The organism is Pararhizobium sp. (assembly GCF_035497515.1).
Taxonomy (GTDB): Bacteria; Pseudomonadota; Alphaproteobacteria; order Rhizobiales; family Rhizobiaceae; genus Pararhizobium.
This window is the reverse complement of the sequence record NZ_DATJDJ010000218.1, coordinates 51,448-65,826: the sequence shown is the minus strand read 5'-3', so window position 1 is coordinate 65,826 and position 14,379 is coordinate 51,448. Positions and strand designations below refer to the sequence as shown.

The window sequence follows — 14,379 nt, the reverse complement described above, 5'->3', positions numbered from 1 at the left end:
GCGCCTCTGCCATGCCGGCGGTCCGAACGAAAAAAGCCCGCCGTCACCAGCGAGCTTTCACAAGTCTGATGGACTGGATCAATTGGTGCTGAACTTCTTCACTTCGAGGAAGTTGACCGCATTGCCGCTGAACCGGGCCGTGTCGATCGCAACGGCGTCGCTGGTAAAGCCAGCCGAATAGACCGTCGTCGGCGAGGCCCGCAGGGTCTTGCTGACAAAGCGCGGCGCCTTGACCGGCTTCGACAGGGTCGCCATGCGGCCATTCGTCAGAGCCCATGAGGAAATGATCTGCTGCGTCAGCTTCGGCTCTGTTCGAACAGACGAACGGGTTGCAGCGTCTGCTTCCTGCTTGTTCGGGCGTTTGCCCTTGGCCGGAGCCTCGGCATTCTTGTCTGTGCTGAAGGCATCGTCAAAAACAAGGCCACGGGTCTTCGCAGCCGTCTGCGGGACAAAGGCCGCCATCTCGACAGGCTGTTCTTCACGCCTGGTTGGCTGCGCCAGCGCAACGCGCGTCTGGGCTTCGGCATCCACCGGTTCCTGTGCGAGCGCGACAGCTTGCGGCTGCAGGCTGCGATCGGCAAAGGACGGCACGGCGACATTGGCGTCGGCAACGGCCATCATCGCATCCTCACTCGCCGGACGCATGCCCGGAACCGGCACATAGCCAAGCGCTGCAACGTCTTCAGGCACCACGGCGGCATTCGGATCGGTCGAGGCCATCAACGTGTCGCTACCGCCGGCATCACCGTTCGAGCCGCGTTTGCCCAACATCTGCGGCACCGGAATCTTGTAGGCAGCCAAGTCTGCATATTCGCTTTCGGTCGCCGCCTGGCCGCCGGGCAATGCCGCTGCCCAGGCTTCCTGCGAGGTATCCTCGGTCGGTGCGACGAGTGCCGTCTGGATGCCGGCGTCAGCGTCCTTGAAGGCCGGACGTACGCCCGGAACCGGAGCCGCAACATCCTTGGCCTGCTCAGCCGTCTGCGCAACCGAATTTTCAACGCCCGGGAGGGGCTGTTCCGCCGCTGCGACCTGGGTCACCTTGGCCTTGGCAGCCGGCTGTTCGTCAGCACCTTCCAGTTCGGCGCTGGCAATTGCATTGGGTTCTTCATCCTCGTCGCCACCGCCGCCAAACAGCATGGCGAAGAGATTACCCTTGCGCTTCGTGTCCCTGTCGCCCGCGCCCTTGGCGCCGCCGCCGGCCACTTCGATGGCACTCTCTCCGACCCGGCGCTTGTAATCGGCGACAGCCGTCTGATAGCCCGGCAACGGCTTGCCATCGGAAGGAACGTGCATGGTCTTGCCGTCGGGGAACAGGCGGACGAGTTCGTTGCGGCTCATGCGCGGCCAGGCGCGAACGCCGCCGACGTCCATGTGAACGAACGGCGAGCCCGACGTCGGATAGTAACCGACGCCGCCCACCTGGAACTTCATGCCGATCTCGCGCAGCGACTTCAGCTTCACGTCGGGCAGGTAGAAATCCATCGCCTTGCCGAGCATGTGCTGGCTCTTCTTGGCGACGCCTTTCGAGCGCGACCGCAGCATGCCGTTGGTTGCCGGCGAACGGTAGGCGGAAACGACGTGGATGTAATCGCGCGAACCGCTCTTCTGATAAACTTCCCAGACGAGGTCGAGCAGGCGCGGATCCATCCGCGTCGGCTCGTTGCGGCGCCAGTCGCGCAGGAAACGGTTGATCTGCTGCAGGCCCTTCTGGTCATAGCGGCCATTGCGCTTGAACGTGATGGAGGCCTTTTCCTGCGTATGAATGAAATAAAGCTTCAGCGTCCGCGTCTGACCAGCCGCCTCGACAGGCGGAGCAAAGCCCGGAGTGACCAGGGACGCAGCGATGACAAGCGATGCAAGAACGCGCGGCACCTTACCGGCTATCGCGGTGCAAAAGCGGGTTATCACGGAGCCGCTAGGCTTCTTGAATCCGAACAAATTTTGCAAACTCAATCCCCGTCCGACGGACAATGCGTCCCGTGGCTGCTCAGATGACTGTCAATTGCGGTGACAGCATGGCAAATATGCCACAGTCATCAGTTATCCTTATAATATAGTGAATGGATCACTAACAAGGTCTAAACGACAACAGGCGAATACGACGGATCGGGGTTGATTGTTATCCCTAATTTTATGCGGCCTCGCTGAACGGATCGTCCGGATTAATGCCGTAATCCTTGAGTTTACGGTACAATGTGGAACGCCCGATGCCGAGTTTGCGGGCGACCTGGCTCATCTGTCCGCGGTAGAATTTCAGCGCGAACCGAATCAATTCCTCCTCCACATCGGCCAGTTTCCGAACATTTCCGCCATCGTCGACGCTTGCGATCGCGTTGTCCGGCTGATGATCGGCCGCATGTGTCCGGCTCTCCATGCGCTCGGCCGGGCCGAAATGAGGATAGACGGGCGGCAGGTGATCGGCCTCGACGATCGGCATTTTCGCCGGCCCCGTCTCCTCCCAGGTGAAGCCGGCTTTCTCGGCGACGACATAGCCCGGAATCTGGGTGGCGATCTGCGGAAAGTCCTTGACCGTCAGTTCCGTGCCCTCGGCCAGCACCACGGCGCGGAAGATCGCGTTTTCCAGCTGACGGATATTGCCGGGCCAGTCATAGGCGGTGAGCAATGCCATCGCACCGCTTGAAACCGTCAGTGGCGTTGCGAGCCGCTGTTCGATGGCAAAGCGCTCGACGAAGGTCCGCACCAGGACTGGAACATCCTCCTTGCGCTTGCGCAGCGCGGGAATAGCGATCGGGAAGACGTTCAGCCGGTAATAGAGATCCTCGCGGAAGCGGCCCTCGCGAACCTCGTTGATCAGGTCCTTGTTGGTCGCCGAAATCAGTCGGACATTGACCTTCTGCGGATGGCGGGCACCGATCGTCTCGATCTCGCCCTGCTGAACCGCGCGCAGCAGCTTCACCTGGACTTCGAGCGGCAGGTCGCCGATCTCGTCGAGGAACAGAGTGCCGCCATCGGCATCGGCGAACTTGCCGGAATGTTTCTCGTTGGCGCCGGTGAAGGCACCCTTCTCATGGCCGAACAGGATGCTCTCGACCAGATTGTGCGGGATGGCGCCGCAGTTGACGGTGATGAATGGCTTGCTGGCGCGTTCGCTGGCATGCTGGATCGAGCGTGCGACCATTTCCTTGCCGACCCCGGATTCGCCTTCCAGGACGATCGGGATGTTCGATTGCGCGGCGCGGCGCGCCAGATCGAGCACACGGATCATCGCCGGGCTTGCCGACACGACATCTTCGAAACCGACCGAGCCGTTGCGCGACCGCTTCGGCGCGCGGCCCTTGCCCTCACGATGCTCCAGTTTCAGGGCGTTACCGATGGCGACCGACAGCCGCTCCGGCGAGACCGGCTTGACGACGAAATCGAAGGCGCCGGCCTGCATGGCCATGACGACGGTCTCGATGCCGCCCTGCCCGGTCTGGACGATGACAGGCGTATCGATGCCACGCTCGGCGATCGCCTCGAGGAAGCCATGGCCGTTCATCTCCGGCATCATCAGGTCGAGCAGGATGACGCTGATCAGACCGCGCTTGCGCTCGAGGAGTTCAAGGCCGCTGCGGCCGTTATCGGCCAGATGCGCGATATGGCCAAGCCGCTCGATCATGTTGGTGAGCAGCCGGCGCTGAACCGGATCGTCGTCGATGACGAGAATTTGGGATGTCATTCAAGGCCTCCTGCTTTCTGCATGGATCCGGATCGCCACGTCATGTGCCGCATCGTGAGAAGCATTCCTCCCACAAAGGCCTGAAAATCCTCTTTTGAGAAATGCTTGCATTTTAACCATTGCCGACGTTAGGTCATGGCCCATATCCGCCTCTGCTTCGCGGCCCGAAATCGGGCCTGCTTTCGACAAAAGAGTGAACCGCTCATGCATCACCTCGCTTCTTTACAGCCGTTTTCCCGCATCGTCCGCGCCGCATCCTCCGCGGCTGCGGACAAGGCCGGGCTCGGCGACTTGCCTTCCTGGAAGTTGGAAGACCTCTATCCCTCCGCGACTTCGCCGGAATATCTTGAGGACCTCGCGAAGGCCGAGGCGCTGGCGCTAACCTTCGAGGGCAAATGGAAGGGCACGCTGGCGCAGGCGGCTACGCGTTCAGGCGACGATGGTATCGGCGCCGCGGTCAAGGAATTCGAGGCGCTTGAGGACCTGATGGGCAAGATTGGCTCGTTTGCCGGCCTCACCTATTTCTCCGACACATCCAATCCGGCCAACGGCAAGCTCTATGGCGACGCCCAGGCGAAGCTGACGGACATGGCGAGCCACCTGTTGTTCTTCTCGCTGGAGCTGAACCGTATCGACGACGCCATCATCGATGCAGCACTCGCCAACGATCCGGTCGCTGCCCATTACAAGCCATGGATCGTCGATCTCAGGCTGGACAAGCCCTATCAATTGGACGACAAGATCGAGCAGCTCTTCCTCGAAAAATCCATAACCGGCGCCAGCGCCTTCAACCGCCTGTTCGACGAGACGATGGCGGCACTTCGCTTCACCATCGACGGCGAGGAACTGCCGCTCGAAGTCACGCTCAGCATGCTGCAGGAATCCGATCCGGCCGTTCGCAAGAAGGCGGCGCAGGCGCTGACGGAAACCTTCAGGGCCAATCTGCGCACCTTCACGCTGATCACCAATACGCTCGCCAAGGACAAGGACATTTCCGACCGCTGGCGCGGCTTCACCGACATCGCCGACAGCCGGCATCTCGCCAACCGCGTCGAGCGCGACGTGGTCGATGCACTGGCCGCCGCCGTGAAGGACGCCTATCCGCGCCTGTCGCACCGCTATTATGCGATGAAGGCGAAATGGCTCGGCATGGAACAGATGGAGTTCTGGGATCGCAACGCGCCGCTGCCGGAAACGCCGACCTCGCTGATTTCCTGGAACGAGGCCAAGGAGACCGTGCTGTCCGCCTATGCCGGCTTCGAGCCGGAAATGGCCGATATCGCCCGCCGCTTCTTCGACGGCGGCTGGATCGATGCGCCGGTGCGGCCGGGCAAGGCGCCGGGCGCCTTCGCGCATCCGACCGTGCCTTCGGCGCATCCCTATGTTCTGGTCAACTACATGGGCAAACCGCGCGACGTGATGACGCTTGCCCACGAGCTCGGCCATGGCGTGCACCAGGTTCTGGCCGGCGGCCAGGGCGCGCTGATGGCCTCGACGCCGCTGACACTGGCCGAAACCGCCTCCGTCTTCGGTGAGATGCTGACCTTCCGCGCACTCCTCGACAAGACCCGCGACAAGCGTGAGCGCAAAGCCATGCTTGCCCAGAAGGTCGAGGACATGATCAACACGGTCGTGCGCCAGATCGCCTTTTATGAATTCGAGCGCAAGGTCCACACCGCCCGCAAGGACGGCGAGCTGACGGCCGACGCGATCGGCGAACTCTGGCTGTCGGTACAGGCCGAAAGCCTCGGTCCGGCGATCCGGATTTCGGAGGGTTACGAGACTTACTGGGCTTACATCCCCCACTTCATCCATTCGCCGTTCTACGTCTACGCCTATGCGTTCGGCGACTGCCTGGTGAACTCGCTCTACGCGGTCTATCAAAAGGCCGAAAGCGGCTTCCAGCAGAAGTATTTCGAGCTTCTGAAGGCCGGCGGCACCAAGCATCACTCCGAACTGCTCGCCCCTTTCGGCCTCAACGCCACCGATCCGTCGTTCTGGGCACAGGGCCTGTCGATGCTGGAAGGGCTGATCGACGAGTTGGAAGCGCTTGATAAGCAGGTGTAACGTCCTGAGCAGGTAAGGCATATGGAAGCGAGCTTCGCGGATGGCGGCATGGATCCTCGGGTCAGGCCCGAGGATGACGGGCCGGGGGCTTGGCTCAAGGGTTGCGCTCAGACAACTCAATTGATTGGGCAGCCGCTGAAAACACATTGCGGGCGGCCTCGTTCTCCATCATCACGCCTCCATCCTCCGTCATCCTCGGGCATGACCCGAGGATCCATGCGGACACCGACGTGAGCAGCATGACCGACACTGGCCCCTACGTCCTCTTCCGGGACGACAGCGAAGACAAGACGACCGTTTTCGCGCAGCCTTCCCATGTCATCACCGCCCGCACTGAAGCCCAGTTCTCGCGCGGGCTCGCCGAGATGGAGACAGCGCAGGCTGAGGGCAAATGGCTTGCCGGCTTCATGAGCTATGAGGCAGGCCATCTGTTCGAGAAGAAGCTCGCCCCCTTTGCAGAAGAAAATCGGCCAACGCCACTGATGTCCTTCGGCGTGTTCGATGCGCCGGCGCAACGGCATCCCCTGTCCGAGCCGCGCCGACGCACAGAGAACGAACCCTTCATCACCGCGCCCCGCGCCAGCTGGAACCTCGACGCCTACCGCCAGCGCTTCGACCGCCTGCATCAACACCTGCGCCAGGGCGACTGCTACCAGGCCAACCTGACCATGCCGATCAACGCCAGCTGGAGCGGCGATCCGCTTGCCGCCTTCTGGTCGCTGATCGGGCGCCAGCCGGTGAAATACGGCGCGCTTGTCGCGCTTGACGGTCCGATCCTTCTCTCCCGCTCGCCGGAACTGTTCTTCCGGGTGGACCGCGACGGCTGGATCGAGACGCATCCGATGAAGGGCACGGCCCGTCGCGGCGCCACCCCGGCCGAGGACAAGGCTCTGGTCGAAGAGATGCGCGCCGATCCGAAATCGCAGGCGGAAAACCGGATGATCGTCGATCTCCTGCGCAACGACGTCTCCCGCATCGCCGAGGTCGGCACGCTCGATGTCCCCCGGCTGTTCGATATCGAGACCTACCCGACCGTGCACCAGATGGTGAGCCATGTGCGGGCAAAGCTGCTGCCCGGCACGACGATCACCCGGATTTTCGAGGCCCTTTTCCCCTGCGGATCCGTCACTGGCGCGCCAAAAATCCGGGCGATGGAAATCCTGCACGATCTGGAAGACGGGCCGCGCGACGCCTATTGCGGCGCGATCGGCTTCATCGCGCCGGATGGCACCATGCGTTTCAACGTCGCCATTCGCACCCTGTCGCTGTTTCCGGAAGGCCGGGCCGTCTTCAATGTCGGCGGTGGCATCGTCTTCGATTCCACCGCCGAGGCCGAATATGAGGAATGCCTGCTGAAGGCACGCTTTGCCGTCGGCGATGCGAGGATCGAGCGATGAGCGATCTCCTGTTGATCGAGACCATGCGCTGGCAACCCGGCACCGGTATCATCCGCCTGCCGCTGCACCTGGCAAGGCTGAAAAAGTCGGCCAGCCAACTTGGATTTCCCGGCGCCGACCGGGCCGAGGAGAAGCTGGTCGCGGCGATCACGGAGATTTCTCCCCCCTCTGCCCTGCGCGTCCGCCTGACTCTCAGCCCCGCCGGCGAAATCGCCGTCACCACCGCGCCCTACTCAGCCCTGCCGGAAAACACCATCTGGCGCATCGCCATCGCCTCGGCCCGGCTTTCCTCGAAAAACATCCTGCTGCGCCACAAGACTAACCGGCGCGACATCTACGAGGCGGCCCGCCGCGAATACGATACGGCCGATGCCGACGAAATCCTCCTTCTCAACGAAAACAGCGAGCCCTGCGAAGGCACGATTACCTCGCTCTTCCTCGATGACGGCTCCGGCATCCTGAAGACGCCGCCGATTTCGAACGGCCTGCTTGCCGGCGTGCTGCGCACGGAACTCATCTGCCAACGCCGCGCCCGCGTCGAGCGCCTGTCACGCAAAGACCTCGACAGGGGAACGCTTTATATGGGCAATTCCCTGCGCGGCCTGATCAGGGCGCAACTCATGAAGGAAGATTGAATGTTCATCCTGTCGCTCACCTACAAAGTCGATCTGGCCGAGGTCGATCGTCATCTGGAAGCGCATGTCGCCTGGCTGAAAGGCGGTTATGAGGAAGGCCTGTTCCTTGCCTCAGGGCGAAAGAACCCGCGTACCGGCGGCGTCATCCTGGCACGTGGCGACCGCGCGCTGATCGACGCGGCCATCGCCGCCGATCCGTTCAGCATCCACGCCGTCGCCGACTACGCGGTGACCGATTTCTCCGCGACCACGACCGTGCCCGGACTGGAAATGCTGAAGGACTAACGCGGCATTCGCGCACGAAAAGCCCGCCGGCATGACCTGCGGGACGTGGCTTCCTTAAGGTGCCGCTCTATTCCGCAGCGGTCGCCGGCGCCAATACACCGCGCCGGATCTGGTCGGCCTCGATCGATTCGAACAGGGCGCGGAAGTTGCCTTCGCCAAAACCCTCGTCGCCCTTGCGCTGGATAAATTCGAAGAAGATCGGCCCGATCACCGTTTTCGAGAATATCTGCAACAGGATGCGGGTCATGCCGCCATCCACCACGCCTTCGCCGTCGATCAGGATGCCGTGCTGCTTCATCCGTTCGATCGGCTCGTCATGGCCGTTCACCCGGTCGTGCGACAGGTCGTAATAGGTCTCCGGCGGACCCGGCATGAACTTCAGGCCATTGTCAGCCAGTTTGTCGGTCGCCTCGTAAATACCATCCGTGCCGACGGCGATGTGCTGGATGCCCTCGCCCTTGTACTTGCGCAGATATTCCTCGATCTGGCTGGTGTCGTCCTTGGATTCGTTCAGCGGAATGCGGATCTTGCCGCAGGGCGAGGTGATCGCCCGGCTCGTCAGGCCGGTGATGCGGCCGTCGATATTGAAGAAATGGATCTGCTTGAAGCCGAACAACTCGCGATAGAAGTCCCACCACGTGTCCATATTGCCGCGATAAACATTGTGGGTGAGGTGGTCGAGATAATAGAAACCGACGCCTTCCGGCTTCGGGTCGCGCTCCCCCAGCCATTCGAATTCCGCTTCATAGGCGGATCCCTTGGCGCCATAGGTCTCGATGAAATAGAGCAGCGAACCACCGATGCCGACGATGGCCGGGACATCGAGCGCCTTGTCCTTGCCCTCATAGGGCGTCGCACCCTTCGATACTGCGTGCTTGAATGCATGCTGCGCATCGACCACCCGCCAGGCCATGGAAGGCGCGCAGGGGCCGTGATCAGCGACGAAACGCATGGCATGGCTTTCCGGCTCGGCATTGAGGAGATAGTTGATATCGCCTTGGCGCCAGACGGTGATGTCCTTGCTGCGATGGCGCGCGACCGGCTGGTATCCCATGCGCGTAAAAAGCTCGGCCAGCTTTTCCGGCTCCGTATGCGCGAACTCGACAAACTCGAAACCGTCCGTACCGGCCGGATTGTCGGCGGTGATACCGGTTGGCGCTGCATCATGCGGGAACGGGCCCATCGTCTTCTCCTCGGAAAATCCTAACTCCGAGACCGATGATGCCGCAAAACCCATGCATTGGGCTTGCATTCTCGCGGGATTTCCCGAAATTAATGCACACTTCATGCACAATTGGACGAGATCATGCACACATGGAACAGATGGACGGATATGACATCAAGATTCTTGCGGAATTGCAGAATGACGGGCGGCTGACAAACAACGAATTGTCGGAACGGATCGCCCTTTCCCCGTCGCAATGCTCACGGCGCCGTGCGCGGCTGGAAGCGGAGGGATTCATCCAGACCTACCGCGCCATTCTCGATCGTGGCCGGCTGGGGCTTGATCTGCTGATTGTCATCGCCGTGACGCTGGCGACCCACAATCGCGACAACGCCAAGCGCTTCGCCGCGTTGATCGCCGACCTGCCGGAAGTGCTGGAATGCTACGCGCTGACGGGAGAGATGGATTATCACCTCAAGGTCGTCACCCCCGACCTTGCCGGCCTTGCCCATTTCGTCAACGAGGTTCTCCTGCCGCATGACAGCGTCCAGCACGTCAAGACATCGATCGTCCTGTCGACGCTGAAGGACTTTCAGGGCTTGCCGGTGCGCCAGCGCGGCCGGGCGTAGTCCGACTCTTACCGCCGCCGTCGAGCCATTGCCGCCTCGACGGCATTCAGCCCGACCGACAGCGCTTGCAGCCCATCCTCGCCGATCAGGCGTGCCAGTTCGGCAGAATAGTCGGCTGCCAGCCGGGTGAGTTCGCGATAGGCGTTGTGACCCGCGGCGGTCAGTTCCAGATGTTCGACGCGGCGGTCGTCCTCGTCCTGCGTCCGTTTCAGCCAGCGACGCTCCTCCAGCGTAAAGACCGCCCGGCTGACCTTGGTCTTGTGCATGGTCGAATGTGCCCCGACCGCCGTCGCGGTCATGCGGCCGGAACTCCCCAGCGCAGCCAGCGTTCGCCATTCCGGCCGCGTCAGGCCATATTCCGCCTTGTAGGCGGCGGCGAACCGCAGGGCGATGAACTCGGCGGCGCGATTGAGGCGAAACGGCAGGAAGGTTTCGAGATCGAATTCAACGGCGTCCATGCTCTCCTGATGCTTCCTTGATAGTTACAAAATCGACGGTTACTTTTGAAACCATAGTCAAGCAGGAGGTCAAGCCATGCCCGACGCAGGCGGGAATGCCGATACCGTCGCCAACAGCCCGCGATACATGCCGGGCTTCGGCAACGACTTCGAGACGGAATCCCTGCCAGGCGCCCTGCCGCAGGGGCAGAACAGCCCGCAGAAATGCAATTACGGCCTCTATGCGGAACAGCTTTCCGGCTCGCCCTTCACCGCGCCACGCGGCACAAACGAGCGCTCCTGGCTCTACCGCATCCGGCCGAGTGTCCGGCACACGCGCCGCTTCTCGCATGGCAGCTATCCGCTGTGGAAATCCGCGCCCTGCATCGATGATCATTCGCTGCCACTCGGCCAGCTTCGCTGGAACCCCATGCCCTCGCCGAAGGAAAAACTGAATTTACTCGCCGGCATTCGCACCATGACCGCCGCTGGCGACGTCATGACCCAGGTCGGCATGGCGGCGCATGCCTATGTCTTCAACGAAGATATGGTCGATGATTATTTCTTCAATGCGGACGGTGAACTGCTGGTCGTGCCGCAGCTCGGCGCGATCCGGGTCTTTACCGAAATGGGTATCATGGATGTGGAGCCGTCCGAAATCTGCCTGATCCCGCGCGGTATGATGTTCAAGGTTTCAAGGCTTGGCGACGGGTCGGACTGGCGCGGCTATATCTGCGAGAATTACGGCGCCAAGTTCACGCTGCCGGATCGCGGCCCGATCGGCGCCAACTGCCTTGCCAATCCGCGTGACTTCAAGACACCGGTCGCGGCCTACGAAGACAAGGAGACGCCGTGTCGCGTCCATGTGAAATGGTGCGGCAAGTTCTATGTCACCGAAATCGGCCACTCGCCGCTCGACGTTGTCGCCTGGCATGGAAATTACGCGCCGTTCAAATATGATCTGCGCACCTTCGCGCCGGTCGGCGCCATCCTGTTCGACCATCCGGACCCGTCGATCTTCACCGTGCTGACGGCACCGACCGAGGAATCGGGAACCGCGAACGTCGATTTCGTCATCTTCCCGCCCCGCTGGCTGGTGGCCGAACACACATTCCGCCCACCCTGGTACCACCGCAACATCATGAGCGAGTTCATGGGCCTGATCCACGGCCAGTACGACGCCAAGGAGGAAGGCTTCGTACCGGGCGGCATGAGCCTGCACAACATGATGCTGCCGCACGGACCGGATGCCACCGGCTTCGAGAAGGCCTCGAATGCCGAACTGCAGCCCGTGAAACTCGACCACACCATGGCCTTCATGTTCGAGACCCGCTACCCGCAGCAATTGACCCGCTACGCGGCGGAACTGGAAACGCTGCAGGACAATTATCTCGAATGCTGGGATGGGCTGGAGCGCCGGTTCGATGGGACGCCGGGGGTGAAGTGAGGCAAGCGATGAGCCAGAGCCCCGCCACCCTGACGGACAAAAGCCCAACAAAGATTCGACTTCTTGTTTTGAACAGCGAAAGCCAAACCCATGAAACTTGCCACCCTCAAGGACTCCACGCGCGACGGTCGCCTCGTCGTCGTCTCGAAAGATCTCACCCGCTGCTCCGAGGTCGGCCATATCGCCCACACGCTACAGGCGGCGCTGGACGACTGGGAACATGTCGCGCCGCGCCTTGCCGCCGTCGCCGAAGGGCTGGAGACGGGGTCGCAACCGTCGATCCGCTTCCACGAGCATGATGCGGCCTCGCCGCTGCCGCGCGCCTTCCAGTGGGCGGATGGTTCCGCCTATGTCAATCATGTCGAACTGGTGCGCAAGGCGCGAAACGCCGAGATGCCGGCCACCTTCTGGACCGAGCCGCTGATGTATCAGGGCGGCTCGGATTCCTTCCTTGCGCCCCGCGATCCCATCGTCATGGCCGACGAGACCTATGGCATCGACATGGAAGCCGAAATCGCCGTTATCGTCGATGACGTACCGATGGCCGCGACGGCTGACGAGGCACGTAACGCCATCCGGCTCATCATGCTTGTCAACGACGTCTCGCTCCGCGGCCTGATCCCCGGCGAACTGGCCAAGGGCTTCGGCTTCTTCCAGTCGAAACCGTCCTCCGCCTTTTCGCCGGTAACGGTGACGTCGGACGAACTCGGAGAGGCCTGGATTGGCGGCCGCCTGCATCTTCCGCTGCTCGTCGATCTCAACGGCAAGCCGTTCGGGCGCGCCGAGGCCGGTATCGACATGACCTTCGATTTCGGCCAACTCGTCGCGCATGCTGCAAGGACCCGGCCGCTCTGCGCGGGCACGGTCATCGGCTCAGGCACCGTGTCGAACAAGAAGGACGGCGGGCCGGGCAAGCCGGTTTCCAAGGGCGGCGTCGGCTATTCCTGCATTGCCGAAATCCGCATGATCGAGACTATCGAAACCGGCGCCGCTACCACGCCCTTCATGCGGTTCGGCGATACCGTCCGCATCGAGATGAAGGACCGGGCCGGTCACTCAATCTTCGGCGCCATCGAACAGACCGTCACGCAATATGAAAACCGCTGAGGCTATTCCGATGAGCGATACGGTTCTGTTCGACTACTGGCGTTCCTCGGCCAGCTATCGGGTGCGGATTGCCCTCAATCTCCTGGGGCTCCCCTATCAGTCTGTTCCCGTCGACCTCCTTTCCGGCCAGCACAGGCAGCCGGAACATCTGGCCCGCAATCCGCAAGGCCTGCTACCGGTGCTCGACCTTGACGGTCATATGCTGACGCAATCGTTGGCAATCATCGAGTATCTCTCCGAAATGCATCCGCAATCCAGCCTGCTGCCGACCGATCCGCTGGGCCGTCACCGGGTCCGTGCGCTCTCCCATGCCATCGCCATGGATATCCATCCGGTCTGCAATCTCGGGGTCGTCTTCTACGTCATGCAGCAATCCCGCGACCCCGAGGCGGCGCGGTTTGCCTGGATGCGCAAGTTCATCGGCGAAGGGCTGGCCGCGCTCGAAAAGATGCTGGACAACCCGCAGACCGGCGCGTTTTGCCATCGCAACCAGCCGACCATGGCGGATATCTGCCTCGTACCGCAGGTCTACAACGCCGAGCGGTGGGGCGCCGATCTCTCAGCCTGTCCTCGTCTCGTCGCGGTCGCCGACACCTGCCGCAAGCTCCCGGCCTTCGCCGCCGCGCAGCCGGTCGCGCCCACAGGATCGCCGGCTGGTCGCGCGTCCGCCATGGCTTTTCCAGCCGATCGCTGTAAAACAGCGGACACAGTCCCGACCCCAGCCGCGTGGCCAGATGATGAATCCAGACTTTCTGATCGATGGCGCAGATAACGCCGAGATGACCATCCTGCTCGCGCATGGCGCCGGCGCGCCGATGGATTCCACCTCGATGACATCAGCCGCGAAAGCGCTTGCCGCGGTCGGATTTCGCGTCGCACGCTTCGAATTTGGCTATATGGCCGCCCGGCGAACCTCCGACACGCGAAAGCCGCCGCCGCGCGCCGAAACGCTGATCCCGGAATATCAGGCCGCCGTGCAAGCGCTCGGCGCAACCGGTCCCCTGATCATTGGCGGCAAGTCGATGGGCGGCCGTGTCGCCAGCATGGCCGCCGACGAACTCTCTTCCAAAGGCTTGATCCGCGGCCTCCTCTGCCTCGGCTACCCCTTCCACCCGCCGGGTAAGCCGGAAAACCTGCGTACACGGCATCTGACCGACCTGAAAACGCCAACCCTGATCTGCCAGGGCACGCGCGACGAATTCGGCGGGATCGACGAGGTCGGCGCCTACGGCCTGTCGGATCGGATCAATATCCTGTGGCTGGAAGACGGCGATCACGACCTGAGGCCTCGCAAGAAAGTTTCCGGACTTTCGGCGGCCGATCATCTTGCGACCATGGCGGATTCAGCCAGAACCTGGGCCAGCCGGATTCCATCCAGGACTTGAAAAAGCGTCGGGACAGAAGGTCGCAAGAGCGGAATGACTTGTCGCAGCGCCCTTTATTGTGACAGGAATCTATGATCTAGGGCCTTCCAAGCCAGAAATTGGCAGGCTATGGCTCAATAATAGCCAAAAGAATTCCAAATAGCCAA

At 62.0% G+C, this 14,379-nt stretch carries 12 protein-coding genes and 1 pseudogene; 9 read left to right on the top strand and 4 right to left on the bottom strand.

The features are described from left to right. Window positions 1-78: 78 nt before the first annotated feature. Window positions 79-1,947: a DUF882 domain-containing protein gene (locus VL202_RS23125; protein WP_325466402.1), complete on the bottom strand. Its 1,869-nt coding sequence runs from the start codon at window positions 1,945-1,947 to the stop codon at window positions 79-81. A 184-nt stretch (window positions 1,948-2,131) separates the two neighbouring features. After that, the gene (locus tag VL202_RS23120; RefSeq protein WP_325466401.1) at window positions 2,132-3,679 is read right to left on the bottom strand and encodes a sigma-54 dependent transcriptional regulator; all 1,548 of its coding nucleotides are present in this window, start codon (window positions 3,677-3,679) and stop codon (window positions 2,132-2,134) included. 204 nt (window positions 3,680-3,883) lie between these two features. Here VL202_RS23120 and VL202_RS23115 point away from each other — a divergent pair, with 204 nt between their 5' ends. The 4 genes from VL202_RS23115 to VL202_RS23100 all read left to right on the top strand — a co-directional run bounded on the left by VL202_RS23115 (window position 3,884) and on the right by VL202_RS23100 (window position 8,063). Next, window positions 3,884-5,746, top strand: a complete 1,863-nt coding sequence (locus VL202_RS23115) for a M3 family oligoendopeptidase (RefSeq protein WP_325466400.1) — start codon at window positions 3,884-3,886, stop codon at window positions 5,744-5,746. A gap of 239 nt (window positions 5,747-5,985) precedes the next feature. Continuing rightward, window positions 5,986-7,143, top strand: a complete 1,158-nt coding sequence (locus VL202_RS23110; protein WP_325466415.1) for an aminodeoxychorismate synthase component I — start codon at window positions 5,986-5,988, stop codon at window positions 7,141-7,143. Continuing rightward, on the top strand, window positions 7,140-7,778 hold the full coding sequence (locus VL202_RS23105; protein WP_325466399.1) for an aminotransferase class IV family protein: 639 nt from the start codon (window positions 7,140-7,142) through the stop codon (window positions 7,776-7,778). The genes VL202_RS23110 and VL202_RS23105 overlap by 4 nt, the downstream gene beginning before the upstream one ends. Further along, entirely contained in the window at window positions 7,779-8,063 is a 285-nt protein-coding gene (locus VL202_RS23100) for a YciI family protein (RefSeq protein ID WP_325466398.1), read from the top strand. Window positions 8,064-8,130: 67 nt separating this feature from the next. Here the strand turns inward: VL202_RS23100 and hppD are convergent, their stop codons facing one another. Then, the gene (gene hppD, locus VL202_RS23095) at window positions 8,131-9,246 is read right to left on the bottom strand and encodes a 4-hydroxyphenylpyruvate dioxygenase (RefSeq protein WP_325466397.1); all 1,116 of its coding nucleotides are present in this window, start codon (window positions 9,244-9,246) and stop codon (window positions 8,131-8,133) included. 131 nt (window positions 9,247-9,377) lie between these two features. Between hppD and VL202_RS23090 the strand changes: the two genes are divergently transcribed. Continuing rightward, complete coding sequence (locus VL202_RS23090) at window positions 9,378-9,857, top strand: Lrp/AsnC family transcriptional regulator (RefSeq protein WP_325466396.1); 480 nt, start codon at window positions 9,378-9,380, stop codon at window positions 9,855-9,857. Window positions 9,858-9,865: 8 nt separating this feature from the next. On the opposite strand, the gene VL202_RS23085 is transcribed toward VL202_RS23090, so the two are convergent. Further along, entirely contained in the window at window positions 9,866-10,315 is a 450-nt protein-coding gene (locus VL202_RS23085) for a MarR family winged helix-turn-helix transcriptional regulator (RefSeq protein WP_325466395.1), read from the bottom strand. A gap of 76 nt (window positions 10,316-10,391) precedes the next feature. Here VL202_RS23085 and hmgA point away from each other — a divergent pair, with 76 nt between their 5' ends. The 4 genes and pseudogenes from hmgA (at window position 10,392) to VL202_RS23065 (ending at window position 14,233) form a co-directional block, all read left to right on the top strand. After that, a complete protein-coding gene (gene hmgA / locus VL202_RS23080) occupies window positions 10,392-11,741 on the top strand; it encodes a homogentisate 1,2-dioxygenase (protein WP_325466394.1) in 1,350 nt (449 codons plus the stop codon). 90 nt (window positions 11,742-11,831) lie between these two features. Next, window positions 11,832-12,848, top strand: coding sequence for a fumarylacetoacetate hydrolase family protein (locus VL202_RS23075; protein WP_325466393.1), 1,017 nt, complete (start codon window positions 11,832-11,834; stop codon window positions 12,846-12,848). A gap of 10 nt (window positions 12,849-12,858) precedes the next feature. Continuing rightward, window positions 12,859-13,479 (top strand): annotated as a pseudogene (gene maiA, locus VL202_RS23070) (maleylacetoacetate isomerase); the annotation flags it as partial. 106 nt (window positions 13,480-13,585) lie between these two features. Beyond that, window positions 13,586-14,233, top strand: a complete 648-nt coding sequence (locus VL202_RS23065) for an alpha/beta family hydrolase (RefSeq protein ID WP_325466392.1) — start codon at window positions 13,586-13,588, stop codon at window positions 14,231-14,233. The last annotated feature ends 146 nt before the right edge of the window (window positions 14,234-14,379 follow it).

Bases quoted from the DNA above. Each gene is read 5' to 3' on its own strand.
- VL202_RS23120 (WP_325466401.1), bottom strand. From the start codon at position 3,679: ATGACATCCCAAATTCTCGTCATCGACGACGATCCGGTTCAGCGCCGG.
- VL202_RS23115 (WP_325466400.1), top strand. From the start codon at position 3,884: ATGCATCACCTCGCTTCTTTACAGCCGTTTTCCCGCATCGTCCGCGCC.
- VL202_RS23110 (WP_325466415.1), top strand. From the start codon at position 5,986: ATGACCGACACTGGCCCCTACGTCCTCTTCCGGGACGACAGCGAAGAC.
- VL202_RS23105 (WP_325466399.1), top strand. From the start codon at position 7,140: ATGAGCGATCTCCTGTTGATCGAGACCATGCGCTGGCAACCCGGCACC.
- VL202_RS23100 (WP_325466398.1), top strand. From the start codon at position 7,779: ATGTTCATCCTGTCGCTCACCTACAAAGTCGATCTGGCCGAGGTCGAT.
- hppD (WP_325466397.1), bottom strand. From the start codon at position 9,246: ATGGGCCCGTTCCCGCATGATGCAGCGCCAACCGGTATCACCGCCGAC.
- VL202_RS23090 (WP_325466396.1), top strand. From the start codon at position 9,378: ATGGAACAGATGGACGGATATGACATCAAGATTCTTGCGGAATTGCAG.
- VL202_RS23085 (WP_325466395.1), bottom strand. From the start codon at position 10,315: ATGGACGCCGTTGAATTCGATCTCGAAACCTTCCTGCCGTTTCGCCTC.
- hmgA (WP_325466394.1), top strand. From the start codon at position 10,392: ATGCCCGACGCAGGCGGGAATGCCGATACCGTCGCCAACAGCCCGCGA.
- VL202_RS23075 (WP_325466393.1), top strand. From the start codon at position 11,832: ATGAAACTTGCCACCCTCAAGGACTCCACGCGCGACGGTCGCCTCGTC.
- VL202_RS23065 (WP_325466392.1), top strand. From the start codon at position 13,586: ATGAATCCAGACTTTCTGATCGATGGCGCAGATAACGCCGAGATGACC.